Source organism: Salinarimonas sp. (assembly GCF_040111675.1).
In the GTDB taxonomy this organism is placed as follows: domain Bacteria; phylum Pseudomonadota; class Alphaproteobacteria; order Rhizobiales; family Beijerinckiaceae; genus Salinarimonas.
This window is the reverse complement of the sequence record NZ_CP157794.1, coordinates 3,833,986-3,857,321: the sequence shown is the minus strand read 5'-3', so window position 1 is coordinate 3,857,321 and position 23,336 is coordinate 3,833,986. Positions and strand designations below refer to the sequence as shown.

Here is a 23,336-nt window from a genome sequence, read left to right as displayed (position 1 = left end):
TCGATACTGAGGACGCGCTTGAGGCGGAGTTTGGGTACGCTGTAAGAGGAAACTCAGGAGACGAGGTTGGTCGCGTTTGCTTGGATGCTCTGATCGCGTTCGAGGGGGCTCCAGCTGACTGCGATCGCGCGTGGGTTCTTTACGGATGTGCAGGAACGGACAGACGTGCGTTGCTGCAAGAGAACCCCTTCACGAATCCGGACGCCGTGCTGTGTAAGTACGAATGACTTGAGGTAGACCGATCGGATCTACCGCCGCGCCGACACGTCCGCCGTCTCCACGCTCACCTCGCGCGGCTCGCCGCCGCGCAGGACCAGCAGCCGCACGGTCTCGCCGACGCCCACCTCGGCGAGCGCGCTGGTGAGGTCCGAGAAGCTCTCCACCGGCTCGCCGTTCACGGCGACGATGATGTCGCCGACCGTGCCGGTCTGCATGTCGACCCCCTGGAGGCCGGCGTCCTCGGCGGGGGAGCCGCGCACGACGCGCAGCACGACGACGCCCTCGATGCCGAGGCGGCGCGCGATGGCGTCCTCGCCGACGATGACGCCGATGCCCGGCGTCGGCACCGTGCCCTCGGTGATCAGCTGCGGCACCACGTCGTTCACCACCGCGATCGGCACGGCGAAGCCGATGCCGGCGGACGCGCCCGACGGCGAGAAGATCGCGGTGTTCACCCCGATCATCCGCCCCGCGGAATCGAGCAGCGGCCCGCCGGAATTGCCGGGATTGATGGCGGCGTCGGTCTGGATCACGTCGGCGATCTCGCGCCCGCGGCCCGTGGGCAGCGTGCGCTGGAGGGCGGAGATGACGCCCGTGGTCAGGGTCTGGTCGAGGCCGAACGGGTTGCCGATGGCGTAGGTCCATTGGCCCACCACGAGATCGTCGGACGAGCCGATGGGCAGCGGCGGCGGGATGCGCGTCGGGCGGGCGAGCTGGAGCACGGCGATGTCGACGTTGGGCGCGCGCCCGACGATGCTGGCGGGCACGATCTCCCCGTCGGCGAGGCGCACCGAGACCTCGTCCGCGCCCGCGACCACGTGGTTGTTGGTGACGACGTGCCCGGCCTGGTCCCAGACGAAGCCCGAGCCGGACTGCACGCCCCCGCCCCGCGGCCCGAGCAGGCTCCGCCCGCCGCCCGAGCGGCCGAACACGTGCACCACGGACGGCGCGGCCTGCTCGAACACGGAGACGGCGTTGATCTCGGTCTCGCCGAGATCCCCCCGCACCGCGATCGCCCGCGGCTCGTCGGCGGCGAAGAAGATCCGCACGAGATAGGGCTCGGCCACGGAGAGCGCGAACAGCACGACGAGCGCGCCGATGGTGAAGCGGAGAAAGCCGGAGGTCACGTCGTCTCCTCGGGGGTGGGATCGCGGGAGACGAACGCGCGGCGCGCGGCTACGGTTCGGGGGGAGGGGGGTGGCGCGGTCGGGTCGACTTGTAATCAGGGCGACGATGCCCCACTATACGCCCTGAATACGAGGCATATGGAGGGGCGTCATGGGGATGCCGGCTGAAGTCGTCAGCGATCTCATCACGAGAGAAGGCATGGTCGAGCCGAGCCGCCTTTCAGCTCGGCTTCACGTGACCAAGCTCGAACTGGCGCGCGCTGCTGGTCTATCCCGCGATGCCGTCTCGAAGACCGCGCGTCTGGAGTCCGCCACGACACAGGCGCGTCTGCGCGACGTGGTGGAGATCATCGCTCGTGTCCAGCCCTGGGCCGGATCGCTGCCGCAGGCGTTCGCGTGGTATCGCGCGCAGCCGTTACCCTCCTTCGGTGACCAGACTGCCGAGGATCTCGTCAAGGCGGGGCGAGCCGAGCATGTGAAGGCATACCTCTCTCGGATCGCCGTCGGCGGCTTCGCGTGATCCGGACGTGAGACTAAGGGGGCTTCTTTCTCGCGCGCACGACCCCGGTTGGGCGTTCGTGCCGACCTCGGGCGAAGGCGCGCGTCGACAAGGGGGGCGTTTCAATAGACGGGGAGTACCGGCCCTCTACCTGGCGCGGGCGCTCGAGACCGCGTGGCTCGAGGCCCAGCAGGGTTTCGCTTTCAAGCCGCAGCCGAAAACGATCTGCGCTTATGAAATCGACTGCGAGGACATCGTGGATCTGACAGACCCCGCCGAGCGTCTCGCCCACGGGGTATCGCCCGCGGATCTCTCCTGCGCTTGGGAAGATGTGGCGTCACGCGGAGGCATCCCGCCCAGTTGGGTCGTCGCCGACCGCCTCCAACGCGCCGGTGCCGCCGGGGCTATCGTACCGAGCTTCGCACCGGGCGTCGCGGACGATGAGTCGAACGTCGTTCTCTGGCGTTGGGGACCCGATTTACCGCACAGAATAAAGGTGGTCGACGACCGTGGTCGGCTTCCCCGGGACGATTCGTCCTGGCGCTGACCCCCCGCCCGGAACCCCCGCCGGCCCCTTCGCGTCCTCCCCCCATGGACGCGCCCGCCTCGCTTCTGCCCGCCCCCGGTCCGCTGCTGCGCCCCGGCGACACCTGCTGGCGCGCGCCGCGCGCGCGGCGGGCGGCGGTGATCCTCGACAACGCCCGCTATTTCGCGCTGGCCAAGCAGGCGATCGCGCAGGCCGAACGTCAGGTGATCGTGCTCGGCTGGGCCTTCGATCCGCGCACCCGGCTCGACCCGCGCCGGGCCGCGCCGGGGGAGCCCGACACGATCGGCGCGGTGCTGAACGCGGCGATCGCCCGCAACCCGGATCTCGACGTGCGCCTCCACATCTGGGACATGGTCTGGCCGATCTCGGTGACGCGCGACCTCTTCCCCCAGCGCGCCGCCCTCTGGCTCGACCCGCGCATCCGCCTCAAGCTCGCCGACGACCTGCCTTTCGGCGCCTGCCACCACCAGAAGCTCCTCGTCGTCGACGACGCGCTCGCCTTCGTCTCGGGCGACGATTTCGCGCCGGACCGCTGGGACACGCGCGCCCATCGCGGGGTGAACCGGCTGCGGGCCGCCTCGACGGGCGAGGCGCATCCCCCGCATCACGGCGTCACGCTGATGCTCGACGCCGACGCCGCTGCGTCCCTGGGCGATCTCGCCCGGCGGCGCTGGGCCGAGGCGACGGGCGAGACCGCCCCCGCGCCCCCGCCGCCGCGGCGCGACCCCTGGCCGGCCTCGGTCGCGCCGGATCTCACCGAGATCCGCGCCGGGATCAGTCGCGCCGCGCCGGGCCATCGCGACCGGCCGGCGGTGCGCGAGGGCGAGCGCCTCGCCCTCGCGGCGATTCGTTCGGCGCGGCGGCTGATCTATCTCGAGAACCAGTATCTCGCCGCGCCCGCCATCGGCGAGGCCCTCGCCGCGCGGCTGGCGGAGCCCGACGGGCCGGAGATCGTCGCGGTGCTCTCGCCGCATTCGCCGAGCTATTTCGACCGCATGGTGATGGATTCCGCCCGCGACGCGCTCGTGGCGCACCTGACCGCCGTCGATCGGCACGGCCGCTTCCGCGCCTACGCGCCCCACGCGCCGGACGGGCGGGCCACCATCGTCCACGCCAAGGTGATGCTGGTCGACGATCGCCTCGTGCGCATCGGCTCGGCCAACCTCAACAATCGCTCGCTCGGCTTCGATACCGAGCTCGACGTCGCGATCGAGGCCGAGCCGGGACTGTCCGCGGAGGCGACCCGCGCGGCGATCGACGCCCTCGCCGACCGGCTGCCGGCGCATTTCCTAGGTGTCGACCCCGCGGCGCTGCGGGCGGCGCGGCTCGCCCATGGCGGCTTGATCCCGGCCATCGAGGCGCTCGACCGCGGGAGACGGCTGTGCCGGCTCGCGCCGCGCGGCGCCGGACCGCTCGGCGCCCTCACCGCGGCCCACCATCTCGGCGACCCGCCCGCGCCGGACGACGCCTGGCGTCCGTGGAAGCGCCGCGCCGGCCCGGCGCGGCTCTCGGCCGGACATTGGCTGGCTCTGGGTGCGCTCGGGGCGCTCGCGGGATGGGGATTGGCGCGGGCGCTCCGCTCGGAGCCGCGGCGCCGTTCGGATCGGCCGATATCGGAGATCGCAGATCGATGTCATCCCGGGCGCCGAACGGCGACCCGGGACCCATAGACACCGACGCTCGTGCCGCGGCCTTCAGGCCGCGTCGCACGCCGTCGACGTTCCGACCCGCGGCGCACCGAGCGCGCGATGCGCGCTCGAGGCCGACGTCGCGGTTCCGGGTCCCGGATCGCCTTCGGCGTCCGGGATGACATCTCTTTTCAACGAGCTCAGAGCGCCGCCACCTGCGAGACCCCGATCAGCAGCGCCAGGCCCACCACCAGCACGAAGGCCCCGGCTAGGAGCTCCAGCGCGCCCATAGCGAGCGCGCCGGCCGTGCCGCGGCCGCCGGCGAGGCCGAGCGCCACGCGCTTCGCCAGGACGGCGATCGTGGCGATGAGCCCCGTCGTCAGCGCGGTGCCGAGCGCCATGGCGAGCGTCGCCGCGATGCCGGCCCAGGCGAGGCCCTGCGACAGGGCGAAGACCAGGACGACGACCGCCCCGGCGCAGGGCCGCAGGCCCGCCGCGACGACGACGCCCGCCTGCTCGCGCAGGCTCGTCATGCGCGAGAGCGTCTGCGGGTCGGGCAGGTGCGCGCAGCCGTCGTCGCAGCCGGGCGGCGCAGCCATCCCGGGCGCGAAGGCCGCGAGCCGCGCCAGCGCTCCGGCCTTGCGCCAGACCACGACGGCGCCCATCAGCGCCACCGCGGCGAAGCTCGCGGTCTCGATCGCGCGCGTCGCGGCGTCCATCTGCCGGGCGGTGGCGGAGAGGAGGAGGCTCGCGCCGAGCACGAGGGTGATGGCGACCACCGCCTGCAGCAGCGCCGCCGCGAGCGAGAGCCCGAAGCCCTTCCAGGCCGCGCGCCCGTCGGCGACGAGGTAGGCCGCGATCACCGCCTTGCCGTGCCCCGGCCCGGCGGCGTGGAAGACGCCGTAGGCGAAGCCGAGGCCCACCAGGGTCGGCAGCGCCGCCCCGCTCTCCTTCAGCGAGGCGACCGCCCCGCGCAGCCCGTCGTAGAACGCGCTCTGGAACGCCGCGAGCGCCGCGCCGAAGCCTCCGGTCGCCGGCGCGGCCTCGGGCACGCCGACGCCGAAGGGCACGGGCCGCGGCGGCGGGGGAGGGGGGAGGAACAGCCAGATCATGAGCGCGCCGAGCCCCGCGACGAGCGCCACAGCCCCGATCGCGAGCGCGATCCGCAGCCACGGGCGGGATGCGGGCGCGGCGAGGGAGGCGGCGCGGAAGGCGGCGGGGGAGCGCGCGTCCATCGTGTCCCTCACGGGCAGGCGACGAGCGCCCGGTTGACGATGTCGACGCCGAGCTCTTCCGGCGCGGTCATCGCCTCGAAAAAGGCCTCGGACAGGTTCTGGAACTGGTCGAGCCGCACCTCGCTCGCCCGGGCGATGTCGAGCGCACAGCCTTCCGGCCCGCCGGCGAGGGTGACGGCGTCCTCGCCGTCCACCATGCGGAAGGAGACGAAGAAGGTCGGGTCGTAGACCTCGAGCACCAAAGCCGTCTCGGCCTCGGCCGGCTCCTCGAGCGGCAGGGTGAAGTGCAGCGTCGCGTTCGCGCCGTCGTGGACGAGGCGGTAGTCCGTCGGCGTCGCGAAGAGCCGCTCGTCGCCGTCGGTCTTGAGGAAGGTGAAATAATCGAAATCGACGAGGGAGGTGGCGTTCAGCTCCGCGAGCTCGGCCAGCTCCTCGGACGAGTAGGCGCCGTCGCCGTTCTCGTCGAGGCCCTGGACGAGGAAGGCGGTGTAGCCCTCGTCGAAGGTCCAGACGTGGTTCACCGCCGTGACGCGCCCCGCCGCGTCGTGGACGATCGCGCTCTTCGTCTCGACCCAGACATGGGGATGCGCCGCCGCGGGACCCGCCGCGAGAAGCGCGGCGGCGAAGGCGGCGGCGAGCAGGGCGGGAAGACGCGTCATCGGCTGGGATCGTCCTCGGGGCGCAGGGGGTAGGCTGCGCCCGCATGGTTGACGAAGGCTTAAGACGAGCCCTGGACCACGAAGGTGGCGAAACGTCGACGGCCCGCCTCAGCGCGGCAGCGTCGACGACCCCATCAGGAACTCGTCGATCGCCTTCGCCGCCTGCCGGCCCTCGCGGATCGCCCACACGACCAGCGACTGGCCGCGGCGCATGTCGCCGGCGACGAAGAGCTTCTCGCTGGAGGTGCGGTAGTCCTTGTCGTCGGCCATGACGTTGCCGCGCCGGTCGAGCGCGACCTGCGTCTCGGCGAGGAGCCCCTCCTTCACCGGCCCGGCGAAGCCGATGGCGAGGAAGACGAGATCCGCCTTGATGGTGAACTCGGTGCCCGGGATCGGCTGGCGCTTCTCGTCGACGCGGGCGCAGCGCACGCCCACGACCTTGCCCTTCTTGCCCTCGATCGAGAGCGTCGCCGCCTGGAACTCGCGCTCGGCGCCCTCGGCCTGCGAGGAGGAGGTGCGATACTTCGTCGGCCAATAGGGCCACACGGTCAGCTTGTCCTCGATCATCGGGGGCTTGGGCCGGATGTCGAGCTGCGTCACCGCGAGCGCGCCCTGGCGGAAGGAGGTGCCGATGCAGTCCGACGCCGTGTCGCCGCCGCCGATGACGACGACGTGCTTGCCGGCGGCCGTCACCTGCTCGACCTCCTCGGGGATGCCCTCGTCGTTCACCCGCTGGTTCGACTGGGTGAGGAAGGGCATGGCGTAGTGCACCCCGTCGAGGTCCTGGCCCGGCAGCTGCGGGTCGCGCGGGTTCTCGGCGCCGCCGGCCATCAGCACGGCGTCGAACTCGTTGTGCAGCGAGGCGAAGGAGCGCGTCTTGCCGATCTCGACGTTGCAGTGGAAGACGACGCCCTCGGCCTCCATCTGCTTCACGCGCCGCTCGATGTGGTGCTTCTCCATCTTGAAGTCGGGGATGCCGTAGCGCAGCAGGCCGCCGGGCTTGGCCTGGCGCTCGAAGACGTGCACCTCGTGCCCGACGCGGGCGAGCTGCTGGGCGGCGGCGAGGCCGGCGGGGCCGGAGCCGATCACCGCGACGCGGCGCCCGGTCAGCGTCTTCGGCGGCTCGGGCTTCACCCAGCCCATGTCCCAGGCCTTGTCCGCGATCGCCTGCTCGATCGTCTTGATGGCGACCGGCTGGTTCTCGAGGTTGAGCGTGCAGGCCTCCTCGCAGGGCGCGGGGCAGATGCGGCCGGTGAATTCCGGGAAGTTGTTGGTGGAATGCAGGTCCTTGGCCGCCGCCTCCCAGTCGCCCTGGTAGACGAGGTCGTTCCAGTCCGGGATCTGGTTGTGGACCGGGCAGCCGTTCGGCCCGTGGCAGAACGGGATGCCGCAATCCATGCAGCGCGCCGCCTGCTTCTTCAGGTCGCCCTCGTCGAGGGGGAGCGTGAACTCCTTGAAGTGGCGCACGCGATCGCCGGCGAGCTCGTACTTCTGCTCGGCGCGATCGTACTCGAGAAAGCCCGTGACCTTACCCATCGTCCCTCGTCCTCGTCACCCGCGCGATCGGCGCCCCGGCCACGCTGTCCTCGTCGATCGGGCCCGCGCGCGGACCGCTTCGTCTCTCGTCATCCTCACACCCGCTCGGGATGCGTCTCGCTCTCGTCCGGCCGGCGACCGCGCCGGATGAGGCGGTCGCCTTCGTAGAGATCGGCGCGCTGGAAGAACGCGTCGTCCAGCTCGGGAATCTCGGCGTATTCCTCCGCCGTGATCTCGTGCGCGTCGATCCTGGCGAGGTCGCTGCGGATCGGGCGCTCATCACCGCTCATCGTGCGCTCCCGCCGCCCGACGCGGGAACGCGCCCGGCGCCACCGTCTCGTGCGCGTTCAACACCTCGAAGCCGATGATCTTGCCGCTCGCATCGAAGTCGATGACGAGACCGGGTCGAACCTCCTCGGAATCGACGATCGCCCCGTCGGCCACGCGCACGAACAGCGCATCCGTCTCCTCGTCGTACTTGGCCTCGAGCCCGGCATCGCGGACGTTTCCGTGCTCGCCGCTGTCCGGCATGTGCTCGCGCAGCACGCCGTCGATCCTGGTCTGCCAGCCGGGCCCGCTCGCCTTGAAGCGCTCCAGAACGTCGGGGCTCAGCCTCAGGCTGACGAGCCGCTTCGTCGGCGCCTTCTGCGGTCCACGGCCTCTCTTGAAGAGCGCGAGCGCTTCCGGCGGCAGGAACTCCTCGGGCGGACGGGCCTTGGCGAAGTCCTCCTCGGTCCACTCGGGATTGTCGTCGTCGAAGACCGGCTCACGGGGCTCACGGGGATCCGACATATCTCCGGTACTCCTTCATATGTGCCCGTCGCAGGCTGATCGCTCGGATCGCTGTCGGGGACATCGTGAAGACGAGGAAGTGCGGCACGCCATCAACCCGTCCTACCGCCCTATACCGCACCTCGCCGTAGTCCCGACGATCATCCAGAAACATGACGTCCAGAATGAAGTCGGACGTCCGCGCCAGCGAGATGCCGTGCTTGGCGACGTTCGCCGCATCTTTCGCCGGATCGAAGACGAACTCCATAACTATATTGTAGCTACAGAGATCGCCGTCAAGACCCTCACTCCGCCGCGGCCGGCATCCGCGCCTTCTCCATCTCCCGCAGCGCCCGGCGGTACTCCACCGGCATCACCTTCACGAACTTCGTCCGGTACGTCGCCCAGTCGTCGAGGATGGCCTTCGCCCGGGTCGAGCCCGTGTACTGGAAGTGATTGGTGATGAGCTGCATCAGGCGCTCCTCGTCCTTGCCGGACATGTTCGCCATCACGTCGATGCGGCCCTTGGTCTCGAGGTCGCCGCCGTGGTGGTGGAGGCGGCGCATCAGGTCCTCCTCCTCCTCGACGGGCTCGAGATCGACCATGGACAGGTTGCAGCGCTTGCCGAAATCGCCGGCCTCGTCGAGCACGTAGGCGATGCCGCCGGACATGCCGGCCGCGAAGTTGCGCCCGGTCTGGCCGATCACCACCACCACGCCGCCGGTCATGTACTCGCAGCCGTGGTCGCCCACGCCCTCGACCACCGCGACCGCGCCCGAGTTGCGCACGGCGAAGCGCTCGCCGGCGACGCCGCGGAAATAGCATTCGCCCGAGATCGCGCCGTAGAGCACCGTGTTGCCGACGATCATCGAGCGCTCGGCCACGGCCTTGGTCTCGGCCGCGGGCTTGATGATCAGCTTGCCGCCCGACAGCCCCTTGCCGACGTAGTCGTTGGCCTCGCCCTCGAGCTCGAGGGTGACGCCGCAGGCGACCCAGGCGCCGAAGCTCTGGCCGGCGGTGCCCTTGAGGCGCACCGTGATCGTGTCGTCCGGCAGGCCCTCGTGGCCGTAGCGCTTGGCCACCTCGCCGGAGAGCATGGCGCCGACCGTGCGGTCGACGTTCTTGACGCCGGCCTCGATCGTCACCGCCTCGCCGCGGGCGAGCGCCGGCTCGGCCTCGGCGATCAGCCGGCGGTCGAGCACCTCGGCGATCGGGTGGACCTGGCGCTCGACGTGGCGGATCGCGACGTCGGAGCCGACGTCGGGCCGTGTCAGCATGCGCGAGAAGTCGATCCCGCGCGCCTTCCAATGGTTCACGCCCTCGCGCTTCGTCAGGAGGTCGGTCTGGCCGACCACCTCCTCGAGCGAGCGGTAGCCCATCTCGGCGAGGAGCTCGCGCACCTCCTCCGCGACGAAGAAGAAGTAGTTCACCACGTGCTCGGGCAGGCCCTTGAAGCGCTTGCGCAGCACCGGGTCCTGCGTCGCGACGCCGACCGGGCAGGTGTTGAGGTGGCACTTGCGCATCATGATGCAGCCCGCCGCGATCAGCGGCGCCGTCGAGAAGCCGAACTCGTCGGCCCCGAGCAGCGCGCCGATCACCACGTCGCGGCCGGTGCGCAGGCCGCCGTCGACCTGCAGCGCCACGCGCCCGCGCAGACGGTTGACGACGAGCGTCTGGTGCGTCTCGGCGAGCCCCATCTCCCAGGGCGAGCCGGCGTGCTTGATCGAGGTCAGCGGCGAGGCGCCGGTGCCGCCCTCGTAGCCCGAGATGGTGATGTGATCGGCGCGCGCCTTGGCGACGCCCGCCGCGACCGTGCCGACGCCGACCTCCGAGACGAGCTTAACCGACACGTCCGCCGCCGGGTTGACGTTCTTCAAGTCGAAGATCAGCTGCGCCAGATCCTCGATGGAGTAGATGTCGTGGTGCGGCGGCGGGGAGATCAGGCCGACGCCCGGCGTCGAGTGCCTCACCTTGGCGATCTTGGCGTCGACCTTGTGGCCGGGCAGCTGGCCGCCTTCGCCGGGCTTGGCGCCCTGCGCGACCTTGATCTGCATCATGTCGGAGTTGACGAGGTATTCCGCCGTCACGCCGAAGCGGCCGGACGCGACCTGCTTGATCGACGAGCGCTTGGAGCGCCCGTCGGCCATCGGCCGGTAGCGCTCGGGCTCCTCGCCGCCCTCGCCGGTGTTGGACTTGCCGCCGAGCTCGTTCATGGCGAGCGCGAGCGTCTCGTGCGCCTCCTTCGAGATCGAGCCGTAGGACATGGCGCCCGTGGAGAAGCGCCTGACGATCTCCACCGCCGGTTCGACCTCCGCGAGCGGAACCGGCGCGCGGCCGGCCTCCTCCGCGGTGCGGATCCGCAGGAGCCCGCGCACGGTCTTGAAGGCGTTCTCCTGCTCGTTCACCAGCCGGGAATATTCGCGATAGCGCTCGTCCGCCTTCATGCGCACGGCGTGCTGGAGCGTCGCCACCGTGTCCGGGTTCCAGGCGTGCGTCTCGCCGCGCAGGCGGAAGGCGTACTCGCCGCCGACGTCGAGCGCGTCGCGGTAGACCGGCGCGTCGCCGAAGGCGTCCTTGTGGCGGATCACCGCCTCCTCGGCGACCTCCGGCAGGCCGACGCCCTCGATCGTGGTGGCCGTGCCGAAGAAGTAGCGCGTCACGAATTCCGAGGAGAGGCCGACCGCGTCGAAGATCTGCGCGCCGCAATAGGACTGATAGGTCGAGATGCCCATCTTCGACATGACCTTGAGCAGGCCCTTGTCGATCGCCTTGATGTAGCGCTGCACGACCTCGGTGGAATCCACCTCCGCCGGCATCTCGTCCATCATCGCCGCCAGCGTGTCGAAGGCGAGATAGGGGTTGATCGCCTCCGCGCCGTAGCCGGCGAGGCAGGCGAAATGGTGCACCTCGCGCGCTTCGCCCGTCTCGACCACGAGGCCGACCGAGGTGCGCAGGCCCTTGCGGATCAGGTAGACGTGCACCGCCGCCGTGGCGAGCAGCGCCGGGATCGGGATGCGGTCGGGCCCCACCTGCCGGTCGGACAGGATGATGATGTTGTAGCCGCCGCGCACGGCCGCCTCGGCGCGGTCGCACAGCCGCTCGAGCGCGCCCTCCATGCCGGCGGAGCCCTGCTCGGCCGGGTAGGTGATGTCGAGGGTCTTCGTGTCGAAGCGGTCCTCGAAATGGCCGATGCAGCGGATCTTCTCGAGATCCTGGTTGGTCAGGATCGGCTGGCGCACCTCGAGGCGCTTGCGCCGCGCGGTGCCCTCGAGGTCGAGGATGTTCGGCCGCGGCCCGATGAAGGACACGAGGCTCATGACGAGCTCCTCGCGGATCGGGTCGATCGGCGGGTTCGTCACCTGGGCGAAGTTCTGCTTGAAATAGGTGTAGAGCAGCTTGGCCTTGTCCGAGAGCGCCGAGATCGGCGTGTCGGCGCCCATCGAGCCCACCGCCTCCTGGCCGGTGACGGCCATGGGCTGCATCAGGAGCTTGAGGTCCTCCTGCGTGTAGCCGAAGGCCTGCTGGCGATCGAGCAGCGACACGTCCGTGCGCGACTGGCGCGGCTGGACGGGATTGAGGTCCTCCAGCACGATCTGCGTGTTCTTCAGCCAGTCGCGATAGGGGTTCGCGGCGGCGAGCTCCTTCTTGATCTCCTCGTCGGCGACGATGCGGCCCTGCTCGAGGTCGATCAGCAGCATGCGCCCGGGCTGCAGGCGCCACTTCTCGACGATCTTCTCCTCCGGGATCGGCAGCACGCCCATCTCGGAGGCGAGCACGACGAGGTCGTCCTCGGTGACGAGGTAGCGCGCCGGGCGAAGGCCGTTGCGGTCGAGCGTCGCGCCGATCTGGCGGCCGTCGGTGAAGGCGATGGCGGCGGGGCCGTCCCACGGCTCCATCAGCGCGGCGTGGTACTCGTAGAAGACGCGCCGATCCTCGTCCATGAGCGGGTTGCCCGCCCAGGCCTCGGGGATGAGCATCATCATGGCGTGGGCGAGCGAGTAGCCGCCGCGCACCAGGAACTCGAGCGCGTTGTCGAAGCAGGCGGTGTCGGACTGGCCCTCGTAGGAGATCGGCCACAGCTTCGAGATGTCGTTGCCGAACAGCTCCGAATCGACGCTCGCCTGCCGGGCCGCCATCCAGTTGACGTTGCCGCGCAGCGTGTTGATCTCGCCGTTGTGCGCGACCATCCGGTAGGGGTGGGCGAGCTGCCAGGTCGGGAAGGTGTTCGTCGCGAAGCGCTGGTGGACGAGGGCGAGCGCGCTCTCGAAGCGCGGGTCGGCCAGATCCTTGAAATACTCGCCCAGCTGCGTGACCAGCACCATGCCCTTGTAGACGATGGTGCGCGCCGACATGCTCACCGGGTAGTAGCCGGCGCAGCGCGCGTCCTCGAGCTGGTAGACGGCGTTCGAGATCACCTTGCGCGCGACGAACAGGCGGCGCTCGAAGGTGGCCTCGTCCTCGTCCTTGGTCTTGCCGACGAAGATCTGGCGGTGCAGCGGCTCGCTCGCCTTGACGTTCTCCGACAAGTCCGAATTGTCGACCGGCACGTCGCGCCAGCCGAGCAGCGCCAGGCCCTCGTCGTGGATCGCCTTCTCGACGATCTCGCAGACGATGCGGTAGCCTTCCGCGTCGCGCGGCATGAACAGCATGCCCACGCCGTACTCGCCCGGCTCGGGGAGCCAGATGCCGAGCTTGGCGCATTCGCCGGCGAAGAAGCGATGCGGGATCTGGGTCAGCATGCCGCAGCCGTCGCCCATCTTCGGGTCGGCGCCGACCGCCCCGCGATGATCGAGGTTGCGCAGGATGTCGAGGCCCATCTCGACGATCCCGTGCGTGCGGCGGTTCTTCATGTCGGCGACGAAGCCGACGCCGCACGAATCCTTCTCGTGCGCGGGGTCGTAGAGGCCGGTGGCCTTGGGCAGGGCGGGATCGCGCACCACGAGGGGCGTGGTCGCGACGGCCTTGGCCGTGTTCGCGGAAAGCCCCTCGCGCTCGCTCGCGCCGAACCCGTGCATCACCGTCTCGCTCATCGTTCGATCCTCGCGCTCGGATCGGGACGCGTCCTCGCGCCCCGTCGCCGACAACCGCCATACGGCGGAACCTCGCCGCCCGGATCGCGACATCGACCGGGCGGACCGCTTTTCAAGGGAGGCGTGGACGCTCGGGGGAGGGGGCGCCCGCACCTCAGGCGGGCGTCCGGCGGCTGGAGATCAGCCGTGGCGCACCCGCATCGCCCGCGTCGTCGCGCGGGCGGTGGGTTTCGTATCTCGATCGCGCGGGGCGCGAGCGTTCATCGTCGTCAGCCTTCGAGGTCGGGAGCGGCGTCGCCGCGGAGACGCGCCGCCCGGATGGGACAGCCCTGCTGTCCTAGTTGGCGCGGAACCTGCCAGATTTCACCGGCGCGCACAAGTGCCTTTTCGGCGCAGCCGAGCACGATCGTTGCCGTGCACGTGCGGAACGGCGCAACAAAAAAAGCGGTACGGGCATCGAATTGCAGCTTCGTGCCGCGGGTACCTCTAAGCGGCGTGGGCGCCCTGCGCCGCGGCGCGGTCGAGCATATTTCGCAGCCGCCGCTGTAGCGGCTCGTCTGCGAAGAGCTTCGTGGTGAAGAAGCGTGGGCGCTTCCCGGCGATCGCGATCGTGCCGGTGGCAAGCGACTTGGAGCCGACCTCCATCGAGCGACCGGCCTCAAGCGGGACGCTCCAACGAACGCGTGGAGCTTCCTCGTCCTTCTTGTCGATCACCAGGAACAGGCGGCGGCTGTTCGCAACAAACCAGCTCTGCTGCTTGTCGGTAGCGAAGAACAGCATCGCCTCGAGCGCTCCACCAGCGGCGCCGTCCTTGTCGGCGACGATCCTCTTGACTTCGGATGCAGTCGCAAAGCGGCGATCGATCACGAAGAAGTCCGTCAGACGAAGATTCAGCATCAATCTTCCTCCCTCGCGTCGTCGGCATCGGCCTTCCCCGACATCGAGGCAACCGCGCGACGGATGGAAAAGGTCCACACGGTCGCAGCCGCCACCGCGCCCAGGATGGTAGGTTGAATGATCCCCATTGCCAACCCAAACCACGCGAACACGGCCGCGCCGATCGGCCAAAAGAGGAGATGTGGCACCGACCTCAGAAGGCCATGTTTGAGCCCGAGGAAGCTCTCCCCTCGCACTACAGCGTAGCAAATGTCGAGCACCACTGCAAAAAAAGCGACGACGAACGTGAGCGCCATGAACGTGAGGGCAAAGCCGTCGGTCGACGTGTCGATCTCCTCGAAGGAGGTAATGTGCCGCCAGAGTGCGTTAACGAGTTCGTTCATGCGTGTGATCCAGACGGCAAGGCAAGCACGGGTGCTTAGCGACGCTGTCGCGGCGGTGCAAGACCGACGTGCGAAGCTGCTCCCTTGACGCCGCTCGTGCGAGCCTGTCCGGTGGCGGCCAGGAGGACGTCCGACCCATGAACTTCGCCAGCGACAACATCGTCGGCGCGAGCCGGCCCGTGCTCGACGCGCTGATCGCCGCGAACGGCGGCGCCGAGCCCGCCTACGGGGCCGACGGCCCGACCCGCGCCGTGGAGCGCCGCCTCGCCGAGATCTTCGAGCGCGACTGCGCCGTCTTCCTCGTGGCCACGGGCACCGGCGCGAACGCGCTCGCCCTCTCCGCGCTCGTCCCGCCCTACGGCTGCGCCGTCTGCCACCGCGAGGCGCACGTCATCGACGACGAATGCGGCGCGCCGGAATTCTTCACCGGCGGCGCGAAGCTCGCGGGGCTGCCCGGCGTCGGCGCCAAGCTCGCGCCGCGCACGCTCGCGGAATGGCTCGCCTCGCTCTCGCCGAGCGTGAAGCAGATGCCGCCGCGCGCGCTCTCGATCTCCCAGGCGACCGAGTGCGGCCTCGTCTACACGCCGGGCGAGGTCGCCGCGCTCGCCGAGATCGCCCACGGCGCGGGGCTGAAGGTCCACATGGACGGGGCGCGCTTCGCCAACGCGCTGGTCTCGCTCGGCGTCTCGCCGGCGGAGATCACCTGGAAGGCGGGCGTCGACGTGCTCACCTTCGGCGCCACCAAGAACGGCTGCCTCGCCGCCGAGGCGCTGATCGTCTTCGATCCGGCGCTGGCCGAGGCGATGCCCTGGCTGCGCAAGCGCTCCGGGCACACGCTCTCCAAGGGGCGGCTGCTCGGCGCGCAGCTCCAGGGCTATCTCGCGAACGACCACTGGCTCGACAACGCGCGCCACGCCAACGCCATGGCCGCGCGGCTCGCCGAGGGCGTGACGGCGCTGCCGGGGGCGCGCCTCGCCTTCGAGCGGCAGGCGAACGAGCTTCTCCCCGTCCTCCCGCGGGAGACGGCGGAGCGGCTGCGGGCGGCGGGGGCGATGTTCCATCCCTGGTCGGAGGCGAGCCTGCCGGAGGGCGAGCGCGTCGCCCCCCACGAGACGTTGGTGCGGCTCGTCACTTCCTTCGCCACGACGGAAGGGGAGATCGACGCCTTCCTCGCCGCCGCGCGGGGGTGATAGTGCGTCGCGCGGAGGGCCGTCATCCCGGACGCCGAGGGCGATCCGGGACCCATACGCTCGACGTCTTCTCGAGCGCGCATGCCGCGCTCGTCGCACCACGGGTCGAAGCATCGAAGCCGCGCGACGCGGCCTGAAGGCCGCGAGACAGGCCGCGGCGGTGATGGGTCCCGGGTCGCCGTTCGGCGCCCGGGATGACGGTGAAGGGCGTGATCGAAAGGCTCCCTTAACCGGGCGTTCACCACACTGTCCCCTGGTGGGGGCACGCACAGGCCCGAAGGGAATCGCAGGCATGGTCTCGCGCGCGGAACGCTCGCTCCTCGGCGATTGGTGGTGGACGATCGACAAGGCGCTGCTCGTCGGCCTCGGCGTGCTGATGACGTCGGGCATGGTCTTCCTGATGGCGGGCGGGCCGCCCGTCGCGCAGCGGCTCGGCCTCGACACGTTCCACTTCGTCAACCGCCAGGCGCTGTTCCTGATCCCGGCGCTGATCGTGATGGCGGGCGTCTCGATGCTCACTCCGCGCCTCGTGCGAAGGCTCGCGCTCGTCACCTATCTCGGCTCGCTGGCGCTGGTGCTCGCCGCGCTCGAGTTCGGGCCGGAGATCAAGGGCGCGCATCGCTGGATCTTCCTCGGGCCGATCGGCCTCCAGCCGTCCGAGTTCCTCAAGCCCGCCTTCGTCGTCCTCGCCGCCTGGGCCTTCTCCGAGCGCGCGCGCTCGGACATGCCGGGCCCGGCGATCGGCATGCTGCTGCTCCCGCTCACCATCGTGCCGCTGATCCTGCAGCCGGATTTCGGGCAGACCATGCTGGTGACGGTGGTCTGGGCGGGCCTGTTCTTCCTCGCCGGCCTGCACTGGATCTGGGTGATCGGGCTCGGCGGCGCGGGCCTCGCCGGCATCGCCGCCGCCTACGAGTTCCTGCCGCACGTGCGCGCGCGCATCGAGCGCTTCCTGTCGGGCGACTCGTCCGAGAGCTTCCAGGTCGAGCAGGCGCTCGCCTCCTTCGAGAGCGGCGGCTGGCTCGGCCGCGGCCCGGGCGAGGGGGTGGTCAAGCGCATCCTGCCCGACGCCCATACGGACTTCATCTTCGCCGCCACCGCCGAGGAGTTCGGCATCGCGGTCTGCCTGCTCGTCGTGTGCGTCTACGCCTTCATCGTGCTGCGCGGTCTGCTGCTGGCCCAGCGCTCGGAGGACGCCTTCTGCCGCATGGCGGTGGCCGGTCTCCTCTTGATGTTCGGGCTCCAGGCCTGCATCAACATGATGGTGAACCTGCATCTTCTCCCGGCCAAGGGCATGACCCTGCCGTTCATCTCCTATGGCGGCTCGTCGCTGATCTCGCTCGCGCTCGCCACCGGCTTCCTGATCGCGCTCACGCGCCGGCGACCCTCGGCCGCGGCGCGGGCGGGCGGCTACGGCCGCGCCTACGAGCCCGGGCTCGCGGAGCGCCCGGCATGAGCGCGGGCGCGCCGCTCGTCCTGATCTCGGCCGGCGGGACGGGCGGGCATCTGTTCCCGGCGGAGGCGCTGGCTCACGTCCTGCGGCGGCTGGGGCTGCGCGTCGTCCTCGTCACCGACGAGCGGGTGGGCGCGCTCGCCGAGAAGTTTCCCGCCGACGAGGTCGTCTCGGTTCCCTCCGCCACGCCTTCGCGGCGCTCGCTCGTCGGGATGATCGAGGCCGCCGGCACGCTCTGGCGCGGGGTGAGCGCCTCGCGCGCGCTGATCCGGCGGCTCCAGCCCGCCGCCGTCGTCGGCTTCGGCGGCTATCCCACCGTGCCGCCCCTCGTCGCCGCCTGGATGCTCGGCGTGCCGCGGGTCGTCCATGAGCAGAACGGCGTCGTCGGCCGCGCCAACAAGTTCCTGGCGCGCCGGGTCTCGATGATCGCCACCGGCTTCCCCGAGGTGCGCGGCCTCCCGCGCGGCGTGCGCGCGCAGATCGTCCACACCGGCAACCCGGTGCGCCAGTCGGTGATCGAGGCGGCGAAGACGCTCTACCCCGCCGCCCTCAAGGGCGCGAAGCTGCGCCTCCTCGTCTTCGGCGGCAGCCAGGGCGCGCGGGTGATGTCCGACGTCGTGCCCGACGCCGTGGCCAAGCTGCCGCCGGAATACCTGCGCCGGCTGGTGATCACGCAGCAGGCCCGCGACGAGGACCAGACGCGCGTCGCCTCCACCTACCGGGCGCTCGAGGCGCAGGCGGAGGTGCGCCCCTTCTTCACCGACCTGCCGCAGCGCATCGCCGACAGCCACCTCGTGGTGGCGCGCTCCGGCGCCTCCACGGTCGCCGAGCTCGCCGCCATCGGCCGGCCCGCGATCCTGGTGCCGCTGCCCGGCGCCCTCGACCAGGACCAGGCGGCCAACGCCCGCACGCTCGCCGATATCGGCGCGGCCCTCATGCTGCCGCAAACCGACTTCACCCCCGAGCGCCTCGCCGAGGAGCTCGTGATGCGTTTCGAGAACCCCGATCTCCTCACCAAGGCCGCGCTCGCGGCCAAAGGCGCGGGGCGCACCGACGCGGCCGAGCGCCTCGCCGCCGCCGTTCTCGGCCTCGCCGGGATCGACCCGGCCCGCCTCGCCGCCCGCAAGCAAGCCTGACCTACGAGACGATACCCCATGAAGCTGCCTCCGAAGCTCGGCCCCATCCATTTCATCGGCATCGGCGGCATCGGCATGTCCGGCATCGCCGAGGTGATGGCCAATCTCGGCTACACGGTCCAGGGCTCGGACGCGGGCGAGAACGCCAACGTCCAGCGCCTGCGGGCGAAGGGCGTCACCGTCCATGTCGGGCACGACGCCGCCAATCTCGGCGAGGCCGAGGTGGTGGTCGTCTCCACCGCCATCCGGCGCGACAATCCCGAGCTGAAGGCGGCCCGCGAGGCGCGGCTCCCCGTCGTGCGCCGCGCCGAGATGCTGGCCGAGCTGATGCGGCTGAAGACCTGCGTCGCGGTGGCCGGCACCCACGGCAAGACCACGACGACCTCCGTCGTCGCCGCGCTCCTCGACGGCGGCGGCTTCGACCCCACCGTGATCAACGGCGGCATCATCAACGCCTACGGGACCAACGCGCGGCTCGGCAAGGGCGACTGGATGGTGGTCGAGGCGGACGAATCGGACGGCACCTTCCTGAAGCTGCCGGCGGACTACGCCATCGTCACCAACATCGACCCGGAGCATCTCGACCATTTCGGCAGCTTCGACGCCATCAAGGCCGCCTTCCGCTCCTTCATCGAGAACATCCCCTTCTACGGCTTCGCCGTGATGTGCATCGACCACCCGACGGTGCAGGATCTGGTGGGGCAGATCGAGGACCGGCGCATCGTCACCTACGGCCAGAACCCGCAGGCCGACGTGCGCCTGCTCGACCTCGATCTCACGGGCGGCAGGAGCCGCTTCAACGTGCTGATCCGCGACCGCAAGACCAACGCGGCCTGCGTCATCGACGACGTGGTGATGCCCATGCCCGGCCTGCACAACGCGCTCAACGCCACCGCGGCTTTGGCGGTGGCGCACGAGCTCGGCGTCTCCGGCGATGCGATCCGCGCGGCGCTCGCCAAGTTCGGCGGCGTGAAGCGGCGCTTCACGCGGGTCGGCGAGTGGAAAGGCGCTGCGATCTTCGACGATTACGGCCACCACCCCGTGGAGATCGCCGCCGTGCTGCAGGCCGCCCGCGCCTCGACCAGGGGCAAGGTGATCGCCGTGGTGCAGCCCCACCGCTACACCCGCCTCCATGCCCTGTTCGACGCCTTCTGCACCTGCTTCAACGATGCCGACGCCGTGCTCGTCGCCCCGGTCTACGCCGCGGGCGAGCAGCCGATCGAGGGCGCGGACCGCGACGCGCTGGTCTCGGGGCTGAAGTCGCGCGGCCACCGCCAGGCGATGGCGCTCGACGGGCCGGAGGATCTCGCCCCGGCCGTCGCGAGGCTCGCCGGGCCCGACGACTTCGTCGTGTGCCTCGGCGCGGGCACGATCACGCAATGGGCGCAGGCGCTGCCGGCCGAGCTCGCGGCGCTGGACGAGAGGGCCGCGTGAGCTTTCCCGACATCACGGCCGACATCCGCGCCGCCGCGCCGGAGCTGCGCGGCAAGCTCCAGGCGAACGCCGACACCGCCCCGCTGACCTGGTTCCGCACCGGCGGTCCGGCGCAGGCGCTGTTCACGCCCGCCGACGAGGCCGATCTCGCCCATCTGCTCGCGGGCCTGCCCGACGAGATCCCGGTCACGGTCGTCGGCCTCGGCTCGAACCTGCTCGTGCGCGACGGCGGTCTGCCGGGCGTCCTGGTGCGCCTCGCCAAGGGCTTTTCCGACATCGCGGTCGACGGCCACCGTGTGAGCGCGGGCGCGGGCGCGGCGGACGTGAAGGTCGCGCGCGCGGCGGCGGAGGCCGGTATCGACGGCCTCGTCTTCCTGCGCGGCGTGCCCGGGGCGATCGGCGGGGCGCTGCGCATGAACGCCGGCGCCTATGGCGGCGAGGTGAAGGACGTGCTCGTCGAGGCGCAAGGCCTCGACCGGCGCGGACGGGCGGTGCGCTACACCAACGCCGAGATGGGCTTCTCCTACCGCCATTGCGGCGCGCCCGACGACGTGATCTTCACCCGCGCCGTGTTCGAGGGCCGCCCGGGCGATCCCGAGACGATCCTCGCGGCGATGAGCGAGGTCACCGACAAGCGCTCGGCGACGCAGCCGGTCAACACCCGCACCGGCGGCTCCACCTTCGCCAATCCCGGCGGCCCCGGCGGCTCGCCCAAGGCATGGGAGCTGATCGACGCCGCCGGCTGCCGCGGCCTCGCCCGCGGCGCGGCGCAGGTCTCGGAGCTGCACTGCAACTTCCTCGTCAACCACGGCGGCGCGACCGCATCCGACATCGAGGGGCTGGGCGAGGAGGTCCGCCGGCGGGTGCGCGAAACGTCCGGCGTCGAGCTGCGCTGGGAGATCCGGCGGATCGGGGTGGCCTGAGCGCGTCCCGGGCGCGCGAGGCTTCTCGTCGCTACAGCACGTCCCGTCCGCCGGCGCCGACGGGGCCCTCGCGGTAGAGCGGCGGGCGGTCCGCGGGCGCGGCCGGCGCCGGGTCGGCCGCGACGGCGCCGGGCGCATCCTCCTCCGCCTCTTCCTCGTCGATCGCCGCGGCTGGCGCCTCCGGCTCGACCGCCGGCGTCGGCGGGGGTGACCGGTCCGGCGCGCGCGGCGGCAAGGGGACGATGACGGCGAGCCGGCCGGGCTCCTCCACATCGTCGAGCGGGGGTGGCGCCTGCGGACGCGCCCGCCGCCCGGGCGCCGCCGGCATCTCCGGGATCTCGACGATCCCCGGAGCCTCTCGGAACGGCTCGACGAACGGCTCGACGAACGGCTCGACATCGGGGTCGTCGAACGGCGCGACGTAGGGATCCTCGAACGGCGCGGCGTATGGCCTCTCGAACGGCTCGACATAGGGCCCCTCGAACGGCTCGACGTAAGGCTCGTCGAACGGCCAGGGCTCCCGGCCGCGGCCGGCGCCCTCCCACGGGAAGGGCCGGTCCGGGAGCCGCGCCAGATGCCGCCCGCTCGCCCAGCCCGGGTAGCCGCGATAGAACACGCGGCACCAGCCGCGGACGCAAACGTCCATGTGCACGATCTCGCCCGCCGGCATGGTGGCGAGGGCGGGGTAGGCGACGCCCGGCCCGGCGCGCAGGTTCAGGTCGGTCGTCGTCTCGACGGGCAGGGCCCGAGCGGCGCCCGCGAGGAGCACGACGAAACCGACGATGGCCGCTCTCGCTGCGAGCACGGCGATCCTCCGTCTCTCCCCACCCGGCCGCATCATACACGAGCGGTCGTCACCGCTCCACCAGGAGCCGCAGCAGCATCTTCAGCGCCGCGCGCTCGCGCGGGGAGAAGCGCCGGAGCACCTCCTCCTCGTGCCGCTCCGCCGCCGCGAGCAGAGGCGCGACGGTGTCCCTCCCGCGCTCGGTCATCCGGATCACGACCCTGCGGCGGTCCGCGGGATCGTCGTTGCGGGTGACGAGGCCGTCGCGCTCCATCTGGTTCAGCATCTTGGTGAGGCGCGGCTGCTCGTAGAGCGTCATCCGCGCGAGCTCGGAGACGATGAGCTCGTCGCGGGAGGCGAGGCAGGCGAGCACGCGCCATTCCGGCACGCGCAGGCCGTGGCCACGCACCACCGCGTGGAACTCGGCGCTGGTGCGGTGGCTCGCCGCCGCCAGCAGGTAGGCGAGGTAGTCGTTGACGAAGCCGGGAGCGAGCGGCGCGCCGTCGTCTTCGTCGGGGGCGGGCCCGGAGGCGAGGGCGTTCGAGGTCGGCATACGCGGTCCTTCGTGGTGGGCGTCCCCTACATGGAGCGCGGCAGGAACAGGGCCATGGCCGGCAGCGCGACCAGCAGCACGACCCGCACGAGGTCCATCGCCACGAACGGCACGAGCCCCTTGAAGATGGCGCCGAGCCGCACCGTCCGCGCCACCGAGCGCACGACGAAGGCGTTCATGCCCACCGGCGGCGTGATGTAGCTGATCTCGGTGACGAGCACCACGAAGATGCCGAACCAGATCAGGTCGAACCCGGCGGCCGCGACCACGGGATAGAAGATCGGCACCGTGAGCACGATCATCGACAGGCTCTCGAGCACGCAGCCCAGCACGACGTAGATCAGCGCGATGGCGACGATGAGGAGGAGCGGGTGCGCGCCGAGGGCGGCGAGGAAGGCCTGCAGGTCGGCCGTCATGCCCGAGAGGTTGACGTAGTTCGAGAACACCAGCGCGCCGAACAGGATGAAGAACATCATCGCGGTCATCTTGGCGGTGTCGAACAGCGTCTGGAACGTCGCCCGCAGGCCGAGCCGCCCGCGCAGCAGCGTCAGCAGGAAGGCGCCCGCCGCGCCGATGCCGGCGGCCTCCGTCACGGTGAAGACGCCGAAATAGATCCCGCCCATCACGAAGGCGAAGAGCAGGAGCGCGCCCGCGACGCCCTTGAGCGCCCGGATGCGATCGCCCAGCGGCAGCTTCTCCTCGACCGGCAGCGTCACGCCGCCGAACACCAGCGTGAGCCGCACCGCCGCCATGTAGCCGACGACGCCGAGGAGGCCCGGGATCACGCCCGCCAGGAAGAGCTTGCCGATGTCCTGCTGGGTGATGATGCCGTAGAAGACCAGGATCACCGAGGGCGGGATCAGGATGCCGAGCGTTCCCCCGGCGGCCACCGAGGCGGTGGCGAGCCCGTCCGGGTAGCCGTATTTCCGCATCGAGGGCAGCGAGATCTTCGTCATCGTCGCGGCGGTGGCGAGCGAGGAGCCGCAGACCGAGGAGAACCCGCCGCAGGCGACGACCGTCGCCATGGCGAGCCCGCCGCGCCAGTGCCTGAGCCAGGCGTTGGCCGCCTTGTAGAGGTCCTCCGCGATGCCCGACTGGACGACGAAATTGCCCATGATCAGGAACAGCGGCAGCACCGAGAGCGAATAGTTGCGCGCGTTGTCGAAATAGGTCTGGCCCAAGAGCGACAGCGAGGGCTCGATGCCGATGATCGAGGCGACGCCGACGAGCCCGACCAGCATCATGGCGAATCCGATCGGGATGCCGACGAGCATCATGCCGAGCAGGAGGAGGATGCCGAACGGCCAGTCCATCGGCGCGGGGTCCTTGTGA

General features: G+C 70.9%; 21 protein-coding genes and 1 pseudogene. 8 read left to right on the top strand and 14 right to left on the bottom strand.

Going from position 1 to position 23,336, the window contains the following annotated elements:
- Nucleotides 1–248 precede the first annotated feature (248 nt).
- Nucleotides 249–1,346, bottom strand: a complete 1,098-nt coding sequence (locus ABL310_RS17915; RefSeq protein WP_349368360.1) for a trypsin-like peptidase domain-containing protein — start codon at nucleotides 1,344–1,346, stop codon at nucleotides 249–251.
- A gap of 199 nt (nucleotides 1,347–1,545) precedes the next feature.
- On the opposite strand from ABL310_RS17915, the gene ABL310_RS17910 reads away from it, so the two are divergent.
- The 3 genes from ABL310_RS17910 to ABL310_RS17900 are packed head-to-tail and all read left to right on the top strand — an operon-like array spanning nucleotide 1,546 to nucleotide 4,062.
- A complete protein-coding gene (locus ABL310_RS17910) occupies nucleotides 1,546–1,866 on the top strand; it encodes an XRE family transcriptional regulator (RefSeq protein ID WP_349368359.1) in 321 nt (106 codons plus the stop codon).
- A gap of 7 nt (nucleotides 1,867–1,873) precedes the next feature.
- Nucleotides 1,874–2,392, top strand: a complete 519-nt coding sequence (locus ABL310_RS17905) for an RES domain-containing protein (protein ID WP_349368358.1) — start codon at nucleotides 1,874–1,876, stop codon at nucleotides 2,390–2,392.
- A 44-nt stretch (nucleotides 2,393–2,436) separates the two neighbouring features.
- On the top strand, nucleotides 2,437–4,062 hold the full coding sequence (locus tag ABL310_RS17900) for a phospholipase D-like domain-containing protein (RefSeq protein ID WP_349368357.1): 1,626 nt from the start codon (nucleotides 2,437–2,439) through the stop codon (nucleotides 4,060–4,062).
- Nucleotides 4,063–4,220: 158 nt separating this feature from the next.
- On the opposite strand, the gene ABL310_RS17895 is transcribed toward ABL310_RS17900, so the two are convergent.
- From ABL310_RS17895 to ABL310_RS17850, 10 genes and pseudogenes are all read right to left on the bottom strand, one after another.
- Nucleotides 4,221–5,255, bottom strand: coding sequence for a nickel transporter (locus ABL310_RS17895; protein ID WP_349368356.1), 1,035 nt, complete (start codon nucleotides 5,253–5,255; stop codon nucleotides 4,221–4,223).
- An 8-nt stretch (nucleotides 5,256–5,263) separates the two neighbouring features.
- Nucleotides 5,264–5,914: a DUF1007 family protein gene (locus ABL310_RS17890; protein WP_349368355.1), complete on the bottom strand. Its 651-nt coding sequence runs from the start codon at nucleotides 5,912–5,914 to the stop codon at nucleotides 5,264–5,266.
- A gap of 108 nt (nucleotides 5,915–6,022) precedes the next feature.
- Nucleotides 6,023–7,450 (bottom strand): glutamate synthase subunit beta, encoded by a 1,428-nt coding sequence (locus ABL310_RS17885; RefSeq protein WP_349368354.1) that lies wholly within the window; start codon nucleotides 7,448–7,450, stop codon nucleotides 6,023–6,025.
- A gap of 95 nt (nucleotides 7,451–7,545) precedes the next feature.
- The gene (locus ABL310_RS17880; protein WP_349368353.1) at nucleotides 7,546–7,740 is read right to left on the bottom strand and encodes a hypothetical protein; all 195 of its coding nucleotides are present in this window, start codon (nucleotides 7,738–7,740) and stop codon (nucleotides 7,546–7,548) included.
- Complete coding sequence (locus tag ABL310_RS17875; protein ID WP_349372089.1) at nucleotides 7,730–7,981, bottom strand: DUF2283 domain-containing protein; 252 nt, start codon at nucleotides 7,979–7,981, stop codon at nucleotides 7,730–7,732. Before ABL310_RS17875 ends, ABL310_RS17880 begins: the two co-directional genes overlap by 11 nt.
- Nucleotides 7,982–7,984: 3 nt before the next feature.
- Nucleotides 7,985–8,242, bottom strand: a pseudogene (locus ABL310_RS17870) (BrnA antitoxin family protein); the annotation flags it as partial.
- Nucleotides 8,226–8,489: a BrnT family toxin gene (locus ABL310_RS17865; protein ID WP_349368352.1), complete on the bottom strand. Its 264-nt coding sequence runs from the start codon at nucleotides 8,487–8,489 to the stop codon at nucleotides 8,226–8,228. The pseudogene ABL310_RS17870 and the gene ABL310_RS17865, both read right to left, overlap by 17 nt.
- Before the next feature lie 37 nt (nucleotides 8,490–8,526).
- Nucleotides 8,527–13,251, bottom strand: a complete 4,725-nt coding sequence (gltB, locus tag ABL310_RS17860) for a glutamate synthase large subunit (RefSeq protein WP_374730340.1) — start codon at nucleotides 13,249–13,251, stop codon at nucleotides 8,527–8,529.
- 486 nt (nucleotides 13,252–13,737) lie between these two features.
- Nucleotides 13,738–14,148 (bottom strand): hypothetical protein, encoded by a 411-nt coding sequence (locus ABL310_RS17855; RefSeq protein ID WP_349368351.1) that lies wholly within the window; start codon nucleotides 14,146–14,148, stop codon nucleotides 13,738–13,740.
- Nucleotides 14,148–14,531 carry a hypothetical protein gene (locus ABL310_RS17850; protein WP_349368350.1) on the bottom strand — a complete coding sequence of 128 codons (384 nt, stop codon included), beginning with the start codon at nucleotides 14,529–14,531 and terminating at the stop codon, nucleotides 14,148–14,150. Before ABL310_RS17850 ends, ABL310_RS17855 begins: the two co-directional genes overlap by 1 nt.
- Before the next feature lie 137 nt (nucleotides 14,532–14,668).
- On the opposite strand from ABL310_RS17850, the gene ABL310_RS17845 reads away from it, so the two are divergent.
- The 5 genes from ABL310_RS17845 to murB all read left to right on the top strand — a co-directional run bounded on the left by ABL310_RS17845 (nucleotide 14,669) and on the right by murB (nucleotide 20,667).
- Nucleotides 14,669–15,721, top strand: a complete 1,053-nt coding sequence (locus tag ABL310_RS17845; RefSeq protein WP_349368349.1) for a low specificity L-threonine aldolase — start codon at nucleotides 14,669–14,671, stop codon at nucleotides 15,719–15,721.
- Nucleotides 15,722–16,013: 292 nt separating this feature from the next.
- On the top strand, nucleotides 16,014–17,177 hold the full coding sequence (locus ABL310_RS17840) for a putative peptidoglycan glycosyltransferase FtsW (RefSeq protein ID WP_349368348.1): 1,164 nt from the start codon (nucleotides 16,014–16,016) through the stop codon (nucleotides 17,175–17,177).
- Nucleotides 17,174–18,310, top strand: a complete 1,137-nt coding sequence (gene murG / locus ABL310_RS17835) for an undecaprenyldiphospho-muramoylpentapeptide beta-N-acetylglucosaminyltransferase (protein ID WP_349368347.1) — start codon at nucleotides 17,174–17,176, stop codon at nucleotides 18,308–18,310. The genes ABL310_RS17840 and murG overlap by 4 nt, the downstream gene beginning before the upstream one ends.
- Before the next feature lie 18 nt (nucleotides 18,311–18,328).
- The gene (murC, locus tag ABL310_RS17830) at nucleotides 18,329–19,744 is read left to right on the top strand and encodes a UDP-N-acetylmuramate--L-alanine ligase (protein ID WP_349368346.1); all 1,416 of its coding nucleotides are present in this window, start codon (nucleotides 18,329–18,331) and stop codon (nucleotides 19,742–19,744) included.
- Nucleotides 19,741–20,667, top strand: a complete 927-nt coding sequence (gene murB, locus ABL310_RS17825; RefSeq protein ID WP_349368345.1) for a UDP-N-acetylmuramate dehydrogenase — start codon at nucleotides 19,741–19,743, stop codon at nucleotides 20,665–20,667. Before murC ends, murB begins: the two co-directional genes overlap by 4 nt.
- A gap of 31 nt (nucleotides 20,668–20,698) precedes the next feature.
- Here murB and ABL310_RS17820 read toward each other — a convergent pair whose 3' ends face one another.
- Genes ABL310_RS17820 through ABL310_RS17810 form a run of 3 tightly spaced genes read right to left on the bottom strand, consistent with a single transcriptional unit; the run spans nucleotide 20,699 to nucleotide 23,317 of the window.
- Complete coding sequence (locus ABL310_RS17820; RefSeq protein ID WP_349368344.1) at nucleotides 20,699–21,472, bottom strand: SH3 domain-containing protein; 774 nt, start codon at nucleotides 21,470–21,472, stop codon at nucleotides 20,699–20,701.
- Between the two features lie 49 nt (nucleotides 21,473–21,521).
- Nucleotides 21,522–22,004: a MarR family transcriptional regulator gene (locus ABL310_RS17815; RefSeq protein WP_349368343.1), complete on the bottom strand. Its 483-nt coding sequence runs from the start codon at nucleotides 22,002–22,004 to the stop codon at nucleotides 21,522–21,524.
- Between the two features lie 26 nt (nucleotides 22,005–22,030).
- On the bottom strand, nucleotides 22,031–23,317 hold the full coding sequence (locus tag ABL310_RS17810) for a TRAP transporter large permease (protein ID WP_349368342.1): 1,287 nt from the start codon (nucleotides 23,315–23,317) through the stop codon (nucleotides 22,031–22,033).
- Nucleotides 23,318–23,336 lie beyond the last annotated feature (19 nt).